The 14,079-nt window shown below is 62.4% G+C and carries 12 protein-coding genes; 9 read left to right on the forward strand and 3 right to left on the reverse strand.

What is annotated here, in order from left to right:
- Positions 1 to 83: 83 nt before the first annotated feature.
- From CP49_RS47010 to CP49_RS08040, 3 genes are read right to left on the reverse strand one after another with little or no spacing between them, the layout of a single operon-like run.
- Entirely contained in the window at positions 84 to 431 is a 348-nt protein-coding gene (locus CP49_RS47010; RefSeq protein ID WP_245310592.1) for a sulfotransferase, read from the reverse strand.
- Entirely contained in the window at positions 362 to 1,726 is a 1,365-nt protein-coding gene (locus tag CP49_RS47015; RefSeq protein ID WP_057849749.1) for an aminotransferase class III-fold pyridoxal phosphate-dependent enzyme, read from the reverse strand. The genes CP49_RS47010 and CP49_RS47015 overlap by 70 nt, the downstream gene beginning before the upstream one ends.
- Positions 1,727 to 1,760: 34 nt before the next feature.
- Positions 1,761 to 3,257 (reverse strand): GMC oxidoreductase, encoded by a 1,497-nt coding sequence (locus CP49_RS08040; protein WP_063791647.1) that lies wholly within the window; start codon positions 3,255 to 3,257, stop codon positions 1,761 to 1,763.
- Positions 3,258 to 4,176: 919 nt separating this feature from the next.
- Here CP49_RS08040 and CP49_RS08045 point away from each other — a divergent pair.
- The 9 genes from CP49_RS08045 (at position 4,177) to rlxS (ending at position 14,035) form a co-directional block, all read left to right on the forward strand.
- Entirely contained in the window at positions 4,177 to 5,133 is a 957-nt protein-coding gene (locus tag CP49_RS08045) for an ArdC family protein (RefSeq protein WP_057849751.1), read from the forward strand.
- On the forward strand, positions 5,133 to 6,188 hold the full coding sequence (locus CP49_RS08050) for a DUF7146 domain-containing protein (RefSeq protein ID WP_057849752.1): 1,056 nt from the start codon (positions 5,133 to 5,135) through the stop codon (positions 6,186 to 6,188). Before CP49_RS08045 ends, CP49_RS08050 begins: the two co-directional genes overlap by 1 nt.
- 348 nt (positions 6,189 to 6,536) lie before the next feature.
- Complete coding sequence (locus tag CP49_RS08055; protein WP_057849753.1) at positions 6,537 to 7,475, forward strand: DUF2493 domain-containing protein; 939 nt, start codon at positions 6,537 to 6,539, stop codon at positions 7,473 to 7,475.
- A gap of 1,176 nt (positions 7,476 to 8,651) precedes the next feature.
- On the forward strand, positions 8,652 to 8,969 hold the full coding sequence (locus CP49_RS08060; protein WP_057849754.1) for a DUF736 domain-containing protein: 318 nt from the start codon (positions 8,652 to 8,654) through the stop codon (positions 8,967 to 8,969).
- 258 nt (positions 8,970 to 9,227) lie between these two features.
- Entirely contained in the window at positions 9,228 to 9,377 is a 150-nt protein-coding gene (locus CP49_RS44415) for a hypothetical protein (RefSeq protein ID WP_156438159.1), read from the forward strand.
- A gap of 824 nt (positions 9,378 to 10,201) precedes the next feature.
- Positions 10,202 to 10,831, forward strand: a complete 630-nt coding sequence (locus CP49_RS08065; protein WP_057849755.1) for a DUF2285 domain-containing protein — start codon at positions 10,202 to 10,204, stop codon at positions 10,829 to 10,831.
- A 153-nt stretch (positions 10,832 to 10,984) separates the two neighbouring features.
- A complete protein-coding gene (locus CP49_RS08070; RefSeq protein ID WP_057849756.1) occupies positions 10,985 to 11,203 on the forward strand; it encodes a helix-turn-helix domain-containing protein in 219 nt (72 codons plus the stop codon).
- Positions 11,193 to 11,732 (forward strand): S26 family signal peptidase, encoded by a 540-nt coding sequence (locus CP49_RS08075; RefSeq protein WP_057849757.1) that lies wholly within the window; start codon positions 11,193 to 11,195, stop codon positions 11,730 to 11,732. Before CP49_RS08070 ends, CP49_RS08075 begins: the two co-directional genes overlap by 11 nt.
- A 335-nt stretch (positions 11,733 to 12,067) precedes the next feature.
- Complete coding sequence (rlxS, locus tag CP49_RS08080; protein ID WP_057849758.1) at positions 12,068 to 14,035, forward strand: relaxase/mobilization nuclease RlxS; 1,968 nt, start codon at positions 12,068 to 12,070, stop codon at positions 14,033 to 14,035.
- Positions 14,036 to 14,079: the final 44 nt, after the last annotated feature.

Raw genomic sequence — 14,079 nt, forward strand, 5'->3', positions numbered from 1 at the left:
CAGCAACGACACGGTCTGGCCAACGAGCAGCGCCAGGTAGCCGCGCGGCAGTCGGAGCAGGGTGGCGGAACAGTGGGCGCGCCTCACGCTTCGACGGTCAAAGTCGGGGCCGATAGATAGCCCAGCCGGGCCAGTTCACTGCCTGCGATCCGCTCGAACTCCGCGATCTGAGCGCGCGTCAGATCCTCGGCGTGACGACCGAGCCGGCCCGAGTGCAGCGGTTTGCCAGCGGATTCGGCCGCCGGGTGGCCGTACGGATGGTCGAAGAGCGCGTGCTGATACTCGGCGTGCCGCAGCACGGCCTCGTCCCAAGGCAAGCCGAGGTGGTCCAGGATTTGGGTCAGGGTGGGTCGAGGACGACTTACCAGATCCTCGTAGCGCAGCTCGAGGTAGCGGTCCGGCGGCGCGACCCGATGCGGCCGGGAAACCACTTCAAGCCAGCCCCGCGCGGCTTCGGCGGCGGTCCGGTACCCCAATCCGGCACGGTTTTCAGGTGCGAGGCGGCCAGGTCCCGACCGTCGCGCACGATGTGCACGAAATGCGCCCTCGGCCACAGCCGGGCGTAAGAATCGACCTGAGCGATCTTGCGCTGTAGTTTTAGTCCCCACCGCCGGGCTCCGGTGTGAGCCCTGCGGAACTCACCGATCTCGTTGATCAGCCGGCACCGGTCGGCGAACGACACAATGTCATTGGCCACCTCGACCATTACCTTGGTGACCAGCTCGCGCACGTCGTCGAAGTCCAGGCCAAAGCGTCGGCACTGCACCGCGAAGTGCACGCCGTCGTACCAGAATGGATCGATCGTGCTTTTTGTGGTGCCGGTGACCTTGGGGTCGCGTTCATCCAGCAGGTCAATCGCGCGCAGGATGTGCGGACCGAGATTCGGCGGCTCTAGGTAGGTCTTTTCGGTGGCGTTGAGCACGTCCGCCCGACCGGCCACCGCAGATAGCGCCATGCCGTTCGCCAGTCCTTTGCTCAGTGTGATCAGGTCGGGCGTGAGGCCGACTGCGGTGTGGTATCCGCCGAGGGCGTAGCGGAAACCGGTCATAACCTCGTCCAGGATCAACAGGGCACCGTGCTGGTGCACCAGCGTCTGCAATCGCCGGTGGTATTCGGCAGGGAAGAAGTTGACCTCGGGGGTGATGATCACCGCGGCGACGCGCTGGACGCTGGCCAGTTTCTCAAGCAGGTCCAGGTCGTAGCGGAACTCCACGCTGTCCTGGTCCCGCCTGGGCAGCCCCATCGCTGGCCGGTCCTGTAAGTGCCAGTCATGCCAGCCGTGATATTCGCTAGTAAGCACCAGGTTGACGCCGGTGTGCGCGCGGGCGAGGCGGACTGCGGCGGTGGTGGCGCATGAGCCGGTGCGGAAGAACACCGAGCGTTGCGCGACCGGGAAGATTTCCGCAAGCCGTTCGGCTACCTCGACCCGGTGCACGGACAACGGCCCGGGTAGGATGCCGCCGGTGCGGCGCATTTCCGTGGCGACGTGCGCGAGCACAGGTTCGTATCCGGCTCCCAACGGCGCGGCCCCGCTACACGAGGTGAAATCCACGTATTGTTTTCCATTAACATCCCAGACATGCGCGCCGGAAGCGCGGCTCATCACCACTGGAAAACGCCGGTTAAGATCCCATTTCTCCGACGCGGTGATCCGCAGCGCGAGGCGGAGCGCGGTTTTTTGCGCGTCGCTCGCGGCCAAGGTGGCACTGGGCGTGTTCATGGACATGAACGATCTCCGGTTATTCTTCGCCCATGGTCGGTTAGGCGAGCTGCGTGGCTATTCTTCGAGCGATCCGCAGCGCGTTCGCCTGAATAGTGAAGGTCGGGTTGACGCCTCCGGAATACGGAAAGAACCCGCCGTCCGCGACATAGAGATTGTCGATGTCGTGCACCCGACCCCACCGGTCGACTACAGACTCTGTTGGATCAACCCCTGCTCGACAGCCGCCATGCAGATGCCCGCTACCGGACTGATAGTTGGAATCCTGGTAATCGACTTTTTTCACGCCGGCTTCGGTGAGCAATTCCGACGCGCGTCGGGACAAATAGCCTAATCGGCGTTTGTCCAGCGGATGGGTCCAGTATTCAAGAATGATTTTCTGCAGACCTAGCCGATCTCGACTGTTGGCCAGTCGGACCGTGTTTTTGCGCATGGGCTGATCGGCCGCCAGAAAATGAAGTCGTAGCGCTATATTGCCGTCACAAATCGCCTGCTCGGCCGGACTGGCTTCGTAGATCATTCCGCCCAGCCCGGAGGGCGCCTCGTCGTCGAGGTAGTGATCCGACGGGCCGCCCGGCGACCGCGCGGGCAGCCGGTCCAGCGTAGTGCTGCCGGACACGTAGCCACTGATTTTGAACGAGGTCCCGCTGCCGACCATGCCAGTGGCGTTGCCGATGCCGTTGGGCGCAGCTGACTGCGCCGACCGTAGCAGCAGGGCGGCAGACTGCACCGCGTTGCCGGTGAGCACCACGCAGCGGGCGCGGACCCGAGCGCGTTGACTGGTGACGGTGTCCAGCCATTCCACCGAGTCCGCGCGGCTCGCGTTGCCCAGGTCGATACGCACGGCCTTGCTGCCCAGGGCGACTGTCAGTGCGCCGGAAGGCAGGGGAACGTCAGTGAACGGGGACCGCGCGTCGGCCCTCGCACCGGTCGGACACAGGTGTTCGTTGCACGGGCCGCAGCAGTGACACGCCGGGCGACCGCCATACGGCAACGAGTTGATAGCCAGCGGGGTGGGGAACGGCAGCCGGCCTAGGCGTCCGCCCGCCTTGGCGATCAATAGGCCCTGTGGGCTGTACTCGTGCGGCGCCAGCACGGCGGGATCGCTGGGCGGTTCGAGCCGGTCCGCGCCGGGGAGCCGGGCCACCCCCATCCGCCGTTCGAGCTCCTCGTAATAGGGGCGTAGTTCGGCGTAGTCGATCGGCCAGACTGGGTCGAGCGCGTCCGCGGCCACATGCGCTCGCGCGTCAAAATCGACGGTCCGATAACGGAAGGCGATCCCGGCGTACAGCGTCATTCCACCGCCGAGCGCCGACACGGTCCAGGGGCGCCCGAACGGCGTCAACGTCCCGGCAGGAGAGGGCACCAAGGCGTCATCGAAACCACTTTGGACAGTCGCCAGTGACGCGCCGGGGGGAAGCGTCCGGCCTTCTTCGAGGACGAGCACCCGGAATCCGTTTCGAGCGATCTCGTGGGCGACTATCGAGCCACTGGCACCACTCCCGACGACGCATACGTCAACGGCGCTGGCCGTCATTGTCTTACCTGGCCGTTCTAGCCGCAACTATCGCGTCCTGTGATATGCTCCCAAAACCGCCGCGTATCGAAGTGCCGCGAACTTCTTTGGCGTTGGTCTGTTCTTTCCTCGGCATCAGCGCTTTTTCTCCGTAAATCCAAGATCCTGTCGTGCCGTTAATGTTCATTGGCCCTTATTGCCCTACGGTGAGATAGAGCAACGGCCGTGCCAGCGCTCCTCACGCGCATTAAGCGCCTGATTGTTCTTTGAAACAGTTCGCGATTCGCAAACGGGCGCACGGTGTTTTGAATCTCACAGGTTTGTGTGCCGCTGTCAGAAAGCGAAGGATCGAGGGGCTGACGCATCCGGACCTTGCCCCACGGACTTGATCCAGGTTGAAGGCACTTCCTTTTTTGGCAATGCGCGCGGCGTCCTGGGAGACTTGCGGTGGACTACCGCCAACTGCTGCAAGAGGATTTCACGGTCCATGCCGCGCTTACAGCAAACTAACTGAGGCCGCCCGTCCATGCCGCCGAGGTCTATGGTCTCGGGGGCTGAGAGCCACAAAAAGTTGACCCTGCGCCGGCAATTAGACAACGCCCGCGCGTGACCGGCGTGTGCCCATGCTACGCATTTCGATCGGATCGCAAATTCGCACTTAGAGTCAGAACGCCGCGATACTCGCGCGCGATTTCGATGTCAGCAACATAAGCTTCCCCACTTATCGAGTAACCCACTCTCGCCGGGCATTGACGGAGGCCACACCGGTTTCCATGACCTGGGCTTTGAAGGATGGGACTCTGGATCGCATTCACGGTCGAGACGCACCGAGATGGCCGAGACGAGGAGATATCCAGAGAGCCAAGAGTGGCGGCCTGGATTGCCGTGACGGGTTTATAGCCGCGAGAGAGGCTCGCGGTGCCCGTCGCGGAGAACCGCGATGTCCAGGCACAACCAAGTTTCGCAGAGCAGCCCCGGCCGGACCAATTTTTATGACGAGATCACGAATAGACTCATTGCCGAACTAGAGGCGGGGTGTGTGCCCTGGGTCCAGCCGTGGGGAACGGCCGCGGCGAAGGCGCCGCTTGCCATGCCTCACAATGCAGCAACACATCGGCGATATAGCGGCATTAACATCCTGATCCTCTGGAGCGCTGTGGTCGAGCGGGGCTTCTCCGGCCAGAGCTGGCTCACCTTCCGGCAGGCATTGTCGCTGGGTGGCCAGGTCCGCAAAGGAGAGCGAGGAACGACCGTCGTCTATGCTGACCGCTTCGTGCCCGAAGAGGAGAGGAAGCGGGCGATTGAGGCGGCCGACGAAGCCCAAGCGATTAACTTTCTGAAACGTTTTACGGTCTTCAATACCGACCAATGTGACGGGCTGCCAGCCGAGGTGTCGACTATGGCGCCTCTCCCGTTACCTCACATGATCGAGCCGCAAGTCGAAGCGCTGATTAGTACCAGCGGCATCGATCTTCGAATCGGCGGTAACCGAGCTTTCTATTGTCCTTCTGAGGACTACGTTCAGGTGCCATGTCCGGCTGCCTACTTTGAGCCGATCAATTGGCACCGCACGGCTCTGCACGAGTTGGCTCATGCCAGCGGCCACTCCTCACGGCTCAACCGGGATCTATCCGGAAGTTACGGCACCAAGAAATACGCCTTCGAGGAAATCATCGCGGAGATATCCGCTGCATTCTGCTGTGCTTCGCTCGGCCTCGTGCCGACCGTGCGGCATGCGGACTACATTGCTTCGTGGCTTGAGGTGCTCCGCGAAGACAATCGCGCGATCGTCCGCGCCGCTTCGCAGGCCAGCAAAGTCGCGGATTATCTGCTCGCGTTCTTGCCTGATCTCGCTTCGAGCCCGGCGGAACAACCCGCCCACTGCGAGGCCGCCTGATGATGTTCGACGCTTCCGAACTGGCACACCGCCTCGCGCGCGAGGCCGAGGCGGTGTGCCGCCACTATCTCTCCAATGGTCGGCGCGTGGGGCGCTACTGGCTGGTCGGCGACGTCCGCAACACGCCAGGCCGCTCGATGTTCGTGCGGTTACAGAAATCACAGAAGGGGCCTGCGGGCAAATGGACCGACGCCGCCACGGGCGAACACGGTGATCTCCTCGACATCATCCGCGAAACCTGCGGCCTCATAGAATTCCGCGATGTCGTGGACGAGGCAACGCGCTTCCTTAAGCTGCCTCGGCCGCACCCGGATCTCCCAACGAAGCCCGTCCGTGCAACAGTAAAGGCAGGATCGCCGGAAGCGGCGCGGCGACTGTTTGCGATATCTCGGCCGATCGACGGAACCCTCGTGGAGGCATATCTGCGCGGACGCGCCATTTTCGAGCTGCACCACGGAGCGAGCCTGCGCTTCCACCCACGCTGCTACTGTCGGCCGGATGAGGACGCGCAGACCGAGATTTGGCCTGCAATGATTGCCCGCGTCACCGATCTCGATGGCCGGATAACAGGCGCGCACCGGACCTGGCTCAATCCTGAGGGTTTTGACCCGATCCGGCTCGGCAAGGCGCCGATCGACACACCACGACGGGCAATGGGCGATCTGCTCGGCAACGCAGTTCGTTTCGGTACGGCGAATGATGTGCTTGTCGCTGGCGAAGGCATCGAAACCATCCTGTCGCTGCGCTACGTACTGCCTACCTTGCCAATGGCCGCCGCACTATCGGCCAATCACCTCGCTGCCATGCTGCTCCCGCCCACGCTGCGTCGCCTCTACATCGTCCGGGATGCGGATGCGGCGGGAGACGCGGCGACGGCCGCCCTCAGGCAGCGCTCGGAGGCTGCTGGTATCGTGGCGATCGCTTTGTCTCCTCGGTTGGGAGATTTCAATGACGATCTCCGCACGTTCGGCATCCACGAGCTTCGAGCGGCCATGCGCATTCAGCTCGCGCCGCAGGACGTTACCCGCTTCTTGGTTATGGCGGAGAAGGGATAAAGCCGGCGTTGCTCGCGCCGTCGTCACGGCAGGTCGATGGTAGGTCCATGGTGCCGAGGAGAGGCGGCGCCCTGGCCTTCTAGAGGGCGATCGGACAGCATTCGGACCGGACCGGCAATGGCTGCGCCCGGCTATTTTCCGCCGGCGGTGTTCACCCCACGAAGAAAGCTTCGCGGGGCCCCGGCCACGCGCCTTTGCATCGCGAAACAAAATAGCCGGACTTCGCCATCCTCCGCTATTGCTGCGGCCCTTCGCTTCGCTTCGGGTTCTGGTCCGTTCCGCCCGCCGTCAGATGATCGCCACGAAGGCCGCGATGGGCGCGGCCGATCCGGGCAAAGGACCTCGACCATGACATCCGATCGCAACGACCTCGATTTCGAACCAACGCACGGCTCATTCCCGAATGATCACGTCATTAGCGAACTTCAGCTCTTTGGCTACCGTCCTTTCAACGACGAGCCAGACCCGAGGCCGCTTCCCGAAGGCAAGATGATCGCGGGTGCTGTCGCCGATATCTTCGACGCCCTCGTCGCAACCCTAAGCGACACTCGCCTCGAGCCGGATCTCGATGACCTGCTCTGGTCGACGGTCAACCTGTTCCACCGTGCAACAGAGCGCATCGAGCGCGAGCTCGACAGCAACGAGCAAGCGCAGCGGAAGAGCCAGCGTGAGCAGGACGGCTCGGAAATCAGATCGGTGGAACTCGAGCGGATCACGGCCGAAGGCATCACGCTGGTCGAACGTCGTAACTGCATGGAGCTCTTCCGCGATCAATCCATCGAGAGCTTCCAGGTCCATACCGGCTCGCCCTGGCGTCCTCGCTCTGGATCGCTGGTCAATCATCGCAAGCTTACTGCGGCGATGATCGACTCCAGGGATTTCCTCGCCGCCAAACACCGGGCGGAGACCGAAGTGTTGCTGCCGGCCGGCCCCAAAATTGCCCTGACCGGTGGGCTCGACTTCAACGACCATCATCTGATCTGGGATCGACTCGACAAGGTCCACGCCAAGCATCCTGACATGGTGCTGCTGCATGGCGGCTCGCCGAAAGGCGCCGAACTGATCGCCGCCAAATGGGCGACCAATCGCAAGGTGCCTCAGATTGCTTTCAAGCCAGACTGGACCAAGCACGCCAAGGCCGCACCGTTCAAGCGCAATGACGCGATGCTGGAGATTCTGCCGATCGGCGTCATGGTCTTCCCCGGCACTGGCATCCAGAGCAATCTCGCCGACAAGGCGAAACGGCTCGGCATCCCGGTCTGGAAGTTTGGCGATGGCGGCGCGTGAGCGCCGTCCATGCCGATTTCGAAATCTCCCTGCATAGGGCTAGCGTCGTAACCGACGCAATCGCGCCACCCGAGCATATTCGCCACCTCGAACGTGGTTAGACAGTGAGCCGCACTTCTAACTAGTTCCGGCTTGGGTAAACTCGCGTCGAGGTGGTGGTGGAAGGCGCGAATTGCTCTCGGACTTCCTCAATACCTTCGCATCGGCCTATTCTGCTCCGATCTTTGCTCTCGCTGTAGACGCCCTTCCATTCCTGGTTAGGTTCACTGCCGGCGTGATGGTATTTCATAGTGCGCAGGCACCATCGGCGCGTTGCTCGTCGACATCGCTGCCGCCGCGCTGATGCTCCTCATCGGTCAGATCACCTTCGCCCTGGCGCCGTCATTCGTCTTGCGCGCCGTCATCGCGGCAGTCTTTGCCATTCCGGCGGCCGTTGCCGGTTATCATGTGATTCTCGGATATCGTACGTTGGGATGCCATCCCCGCTCTGGCGCGAGATCTTTGGCTGCATCGGTTCGATCTTCATCGGTGACACGGGAGCGGGCGCGCATGACCGTCTTGGCCGAGCTTGGCCCGCTTCAGTCAGTCAGGGCAGGGCGAACCGAACGTCAATCAGTTCTCGCGGCCAGGACGGTTAAAGCCCTTCGGCTCGACGCCCAGGGTGCTCCTCAATCGTTAGGCGCGTCGAGAATGCCAACGACGGATGTCGCAGCGAGAGGCGGTCTCCTCAGAATACTACACGGCCATTATGCCCATCATTCGCGACCCTGTGAGTGTCGAGGCGGGCGCTCTCTAACGGCTATTTCGGGGCGGCCGACGCCCGACTTTGCACGTTGTTTCCTTTCTTCGCCTGAACCTCTCGACCTCTTGTACAGGACGACCGACGTCCGCCGCCCGTCTCCTTAAGGCTGTTCCGCGCCCGGACGCACCTTGCCTCTTGATGGCTTGATCTGGCCGAAGACCGGCTCCGCCTCGATCGTCTGAGCCGCAACGCCGCCGTTAAGACTTTCTTCCCCTGGGCTCACGCCCATTCCTCGCGAGCCAAGAAAGTCTTCCGGCTAGCGTCCTCCGCTACGCTCCGGCCCGCGAGCGGGTGCGTCGCCGATCGTCATTCGGCCTCTCGATCACCATCGAGGCCGCGGTGGTCGCGGGCTCGAAAACTCAAGGAGAAGTGACATGGCTAACATCGGTTCCTTTAAGAAGGTCGGCAACGATTTTCAGGGCGAGATCGTCACCCTGAGCGTGCAGGCGAAGGGCGTCCGCATCGTCGCCGAGCCCAACCGCACAAACGAGAACGCGCCCAGCCACCGCGTCTACGTCGGCCGGGCCGAGATCGGGGCAGCCTGGTCGAAGCGCTCGGAGGAGGGCCGCGACTACCTCTCGCTCAAACTCGATGATCCTTCGTTCAACGCGCCGATCTATGCGAACCTGTTCGAGGATGAAAACGAAGGTCATGCCCTGCTCTGGTCGCGGCCGCGAAAGAACGGCGACTGAGGTTCTCTCCACCGAGCCCCGCCCGACCCACTCGGGCGGGGCCTTTTAGCCGTGCGACGGAAGCCGTTAATCTTTTGTTTACCTGAACTTAAGGCCAACCGATTCGGCGCAGCGCCTCAATTCGTGCCCCCGAGTTTGCCGCAGCCGAGTCGGTGAAGAGTCAACCTTACGGGCAACAAATATACTGCATCGCGATCGGCGCGACTCACCCTATTTCTCGGCCACTATAAACGCGTTCACCGCTTCACGGAGCTGGCGATGGCGAGTCCGTTCATGGTGCTTCCCGATCCACAAGCGGTGACGCTTAAGCGCACTTGCCTGGCGCAAATGATCATCAGCCTTGCCGCGCTGATGTCGACTGGCGTCCTGCTATCGAAGGTCGTGACGGTGATGAATGGGTTTCATTAAAGGCCTCGGCCAACTCAGGGCAGAGCTGCCGGAAAGGCTGTAAGAATTTGGGGCCGGACTGCACGGTGCCTAAGGCGCCATGCGGTCCGGCCCAACCATTGATCGGTCCATTCAGACCAAAGCGAGGTCGACGAGTGCAAACGTTGCCGCAGCATGCATCTTGCTCGGAACGAGCAGAAGGTCGTCGAAGACTTACTTCTTCATCTTCTTCTTTTTGGCCTTTTTCCCGGTGGTCTTCTTCGCCTTCTTCGCTTTCTTGGCCATATGCCCCTCCGTTAAATCTCAAATGAGATCGCTTACTGCGCAGACCGGAATTGGCCCGCACACGAGAAAGCGTACCATGGAATTTGCAAGATTGACATTGAGACGTCTTGTTCGTGGGCTACCGCGCTCGAGTGTCTGCCGTGGGGTCAGCACGGGGACGAGAGAAGGGTTCTCGCAACCACGGCCGATTTGCATTATGTGATCCGGCGTTGGGCGATCCGCTAAGACACCAGCAGAAACTTGCGCGGGTATGATCGGGACACTGGCGGACTGATGCAGTCGGCGCCCAAAAGTACCCGCTGGGCCGTTCTGTTGCCCCATTTGGCCGAAACGATCAGCACTCCGAAGTGCTTTCTAGCTTGGGGCAGGCCCTGAACCATCCCGACATGTCTTCGCACCGCCGTACGCGCGATGGCGTCGCTCGCCTTGATCCGGCGGGCTATGACCCATGCGACTGGGCGTGGGAGTTCTTGCGCCGAAACAAAGACTATATCGCCGAGTGGCGAGGCTCCGTTCCTCGCCGTCTGCCGTACATCAGACTTAGCGATGGGACGTGGCTGTTGCGTCTGCGGCGGCGATTTCCTCGCGCCGAAAGATGGGGACTTTATGCCTTTGCCGACCCCGCGCTACGCGCCCGGCAGGCACCGGTGTTCTGGCACGTCGATGCCCTGAAGCGGGTGATCCGCCTCAACGCCCAAATGCGAAATGGCAACGAAAACACGCCGCCGTCCACGCTTGCGGACTTCAAGGTCAATCGAATGGCGGTCATCGGTGTTGACGAGATCCCATTGGTGTTGGTGAAGGGAGCGGGCGTTCATGTCCCCCTCGAAATTCGCGGTCTTCCTGCCCTGACTGCGCCCTTTGCGCCGATCTTTGAGCTCCATGGCCTCGGCGACCTCTCCGCGCAAATCGAGCTTCTGAAGCGCCTGAAGCGTTTCACCGAGCCTGGCCAGAGGACGATACAAACGCCGCCGTTCGCAAGCGACGAACGTATGCACCACGCCCTGATCGCGCTCGATGAAAGCCTGGAGGGCAAGACCTACCGCCAGATCGCAATCACGATCTTCGGGGAGAAAAAAGTTGCGGAGGAATGGCACGGGCACAGTCAATTCCTGAAGGATCGCACGCGACGGCTTGTTGCCAAGGGAACCGAATTGATGAAGGGCGGCTATCGCGATCTCCTGAGCTAGCCGCTTCTTGTCGCGGCTGCTTGACGAGACTTGCTTTCGCGGGATGGCGAAACAGACCCTGCCGCATTCGCCACTCCCAATTAGGTTGCCAATGTGACGACGCTTCTTCTCACGCCTCGTGCTTGATGAGGTAGGTGACAAGGAGCCTCGGAAATGACGAAGAGTGACGACAAAGAGTCCGATAAGCCGTTTCTCAACACGGTAGAGGCTGCCGCCTGGCTGCGCCTCACCAAGAATACCCTTGAAAAAATGCGGGTGAACGGCAGAGGGCCCGCCTACCGCAAGCACGGACGCTATGTCCGCTACCACATCGAAGACCTCATCGAATATTCGCAAGCCAATAAGCGGAGGTCAACCTCCGATGCTGATTGATTGCGCAAGTCTCTGGCGCCAACTGGCCGTGCTCTCGGCCATGTGCGCCAGCATCATCGCAGTGCTGATTTCCTTCGCGAACGGGATGCCGCTTTTGATCTACAATGCCTCGGGCAGCGCGCCACTCGGCTTCTACTATCTGGAGCAACGGCTGCCCGCGCGCGGTGAACTGGCGCTGTTCAGACCGCCGCCGGCTATTGAGCTCCTGATCATCGCGCATGGCGTTTTGCCGGCGCCGGTACCCCTTCTGAAGCAGGTGGCTGCGGCAGGCGCCGATGAAGTGTGCCGCGCCAAAGCACCGATCGAATCGATCTTGGTTAATGGAAAGGTCATTGTAGAGGTGCTTCAGAACGATCGAGGGGGACGGCCCCTGCCAAACTGGGAAGGCTGCTTGCGGCTTGTTGAAGGCGAATTTTTCCTGCTGCAGCCGCACCCTCATTCGTTCGACTCGCGATACTTCGGCCCGGTGCTGCGCTGCGACGTCCTGGGCGTGGCGCATCCGCTCTGGACCTGGAATCCAAATATTTGAAGTTGCCCATGACAGCAATCGTGCGTGTCAGAAAAAGGCGCGCACCTTCCCCGGTATGCCGCTGAGCCTTCGTTCGGGCAGATCGCGAACCTGCGGTCAAGCAAGCTCTTCCATTGAGACCAACGGGTGAACGAGCGAAGCGGGAGGGCAAGATAAAAGCACTGGCGCCTGAATGCGCCCAAGTCGTTGTCTGCACATCCAAGATTTGTCGCCAGCCGTAACGGCGTGTCGCCAAAGAGGCAGCAGCGCCTTGGCGCGATTGACGAAACACGTCTGCGTCTTGCGGCAAGACCGGAGAGCACGCACATGCTCCGGCGCGAAAGCGGAGCGCGGGGATGTCAGACACCGACGATGAATTCAGGGTCAGGCTCGGGCGGATCGGCAACCGCCGCGGCCGCAAGGCCACAGGCTACGTCAAACGCGTGCGCAAGCTCGCGGCGAAAGCTGGCGCGGGACGACCGCACCGAAGTGCGGCTTTCATCGGTTCGCGGATTGGCCGTGGTCATGCCCAGGGAACAGTGTCCGCGAGCGGGCGGCTCGCGGGGGCGCGCCGCGTGGTTATCAAGGCGCGCATTGTCCGCATCAAGGTCGGCGATAACGGCGCCGTCAGAGCGCATCTGCGCTACATCCAGCGCGACGGCGCCACTCGTGAAGGCGATCCTGGCGAGTTGTATGATGCCGGCAGCAACCGTGCCGACGGAAAGACGTTTGCGGAACGAGGCGCGGAAGACCGCCACCAGTTCCGGTTCATCGTCGCCCCGGAAGACAGCAATGAACTTGCCGATCTAAAACCGTTCGTGCGCGACCTGATGCGGCAGATGGAGGCCGACCTCGGCACGCAGTTGGATTGGGTGGCGGCGGATCACTTCAACACCGGTCACCCGCACAGCCACATCGTGGTGCGCGGCAAGGACGACCAGGGCAAGGATCTTGTGATCGCGCGGGATTACATTGCCCATGGCATCCGCGCGCGGGCCAGCGAGCTCATCACCCGCGAGTTGGGACCTGAGAGCGAATTGGAGGCAATGCGCAAGCTAGAGAACGAAGTCGGCGCCGAGCGGTTCACCCGGCTCGATCGTGCCATCCTGCGGGACGCGGCTGAGGGAACCTTGAGGCTTGCCGCCAAAGCGGAGCGCGATCCGGCGCGGCACGCCATGCGTATGGGACGGCTGCGAACGCTGGAGCACATGGGCCTGGCTGAGGAGACCGCGCCCGGCGTGTGGCGGGTCATGCCGGAGATGGAGCCGGCGCTGCGGCGGATGGGCGAGCGCGGCGACATCATCAAGACGATGCACCGCGATCTGACCGCCGCCGGAATCCACCGTGCGGCCGGTGACCATGTGATGTTCGATGGGCAGGGCGGCGCCGCCCGGGTGATCGGGCGGCTGGTCGCGGAAGGGGTCTCCGATGAGTTGCACGACCGCCGATACGTGATCGTGGACGGCATCGATGGGCGAACGCATTACGCCGATCTCGGCGTCCGGCAAACTACGGACGAACCCTTGATCCGAAACACGATCGTCGAGATTCGCGCGCGCAGCGTCAGCCCGCGCGACGTCGACCGGACCGTCGCCGACGTCGCTGGCCGCAACCATGGCGTCTACAGCACTGAGCTGCATCGGGAGTTCGATCCGAAGGCTGCCGGGGAGTACATTCAGGCGCATGTCCGCCGGCTGGAAGCGATGCGACGGCAAGGCCTGGTCGAGCGCTCGGGTAACGGCGACTGGTCCGTTGGGGCGGATTATCTTGAACGCGCAGCTCAGTTCGAGGCAGCGCAGCGATCGCGCAACCCCGCGCGGATCACAGTTCTATCCTGGCAGAACCTCGACGAACTGCCCGGCGCGTCCGGCGCGACCTGGCTCGACAAGCAACTTGTTGCCAGATCGCCGGAGATGATCGCATCGACGGGACTGGGATCGGAACTCGAGGGTGCGCTTCGTTTGCGGCGCCAGTGGCTGCTGGAGCAAGGCCTTGCGCGCGAGCAGGGCGGACGGATCGCTTACGCACGCAATCTGCTTCAAACACTGGAGCGGCGGGAACTAGCCGAGGTCGGCGCGCGCATGATGCGCGATACCGGTCTTGATTACGCCGAGACCAAACCGGGCGACCGCATCACAGGCACCTATCGCCGCATGCTGACGCTTAGCAGCGGCCGCTTCGCGCTGATCGAGCGCGCGCGCGATTTCAGCCTCGTGCCGTGGCGGCCAGTGCTGGAGCGGGCCAAGGGGCAGGCGGTGACCGGCGTCGCCGGCGGCGAGGGGATTTCATGGGCGGTCGGGATCAAGCGTGGCTTGAGCCGATGAAGGGCTTGGATCCTAAAAACCTGTCGACGAAACTCAGGGACTGC

It is taken from the genome of Bradyrhizobium valentinum, from assembly GCF_001440405.1.
Classification (GTDB): Bacteria; Pseudomonadota; Alphaproteobacteria; order Rhizobiales; family Xanthobacteraceae; genus Bradyrhizobium; species Bradyrhizobium valentinum.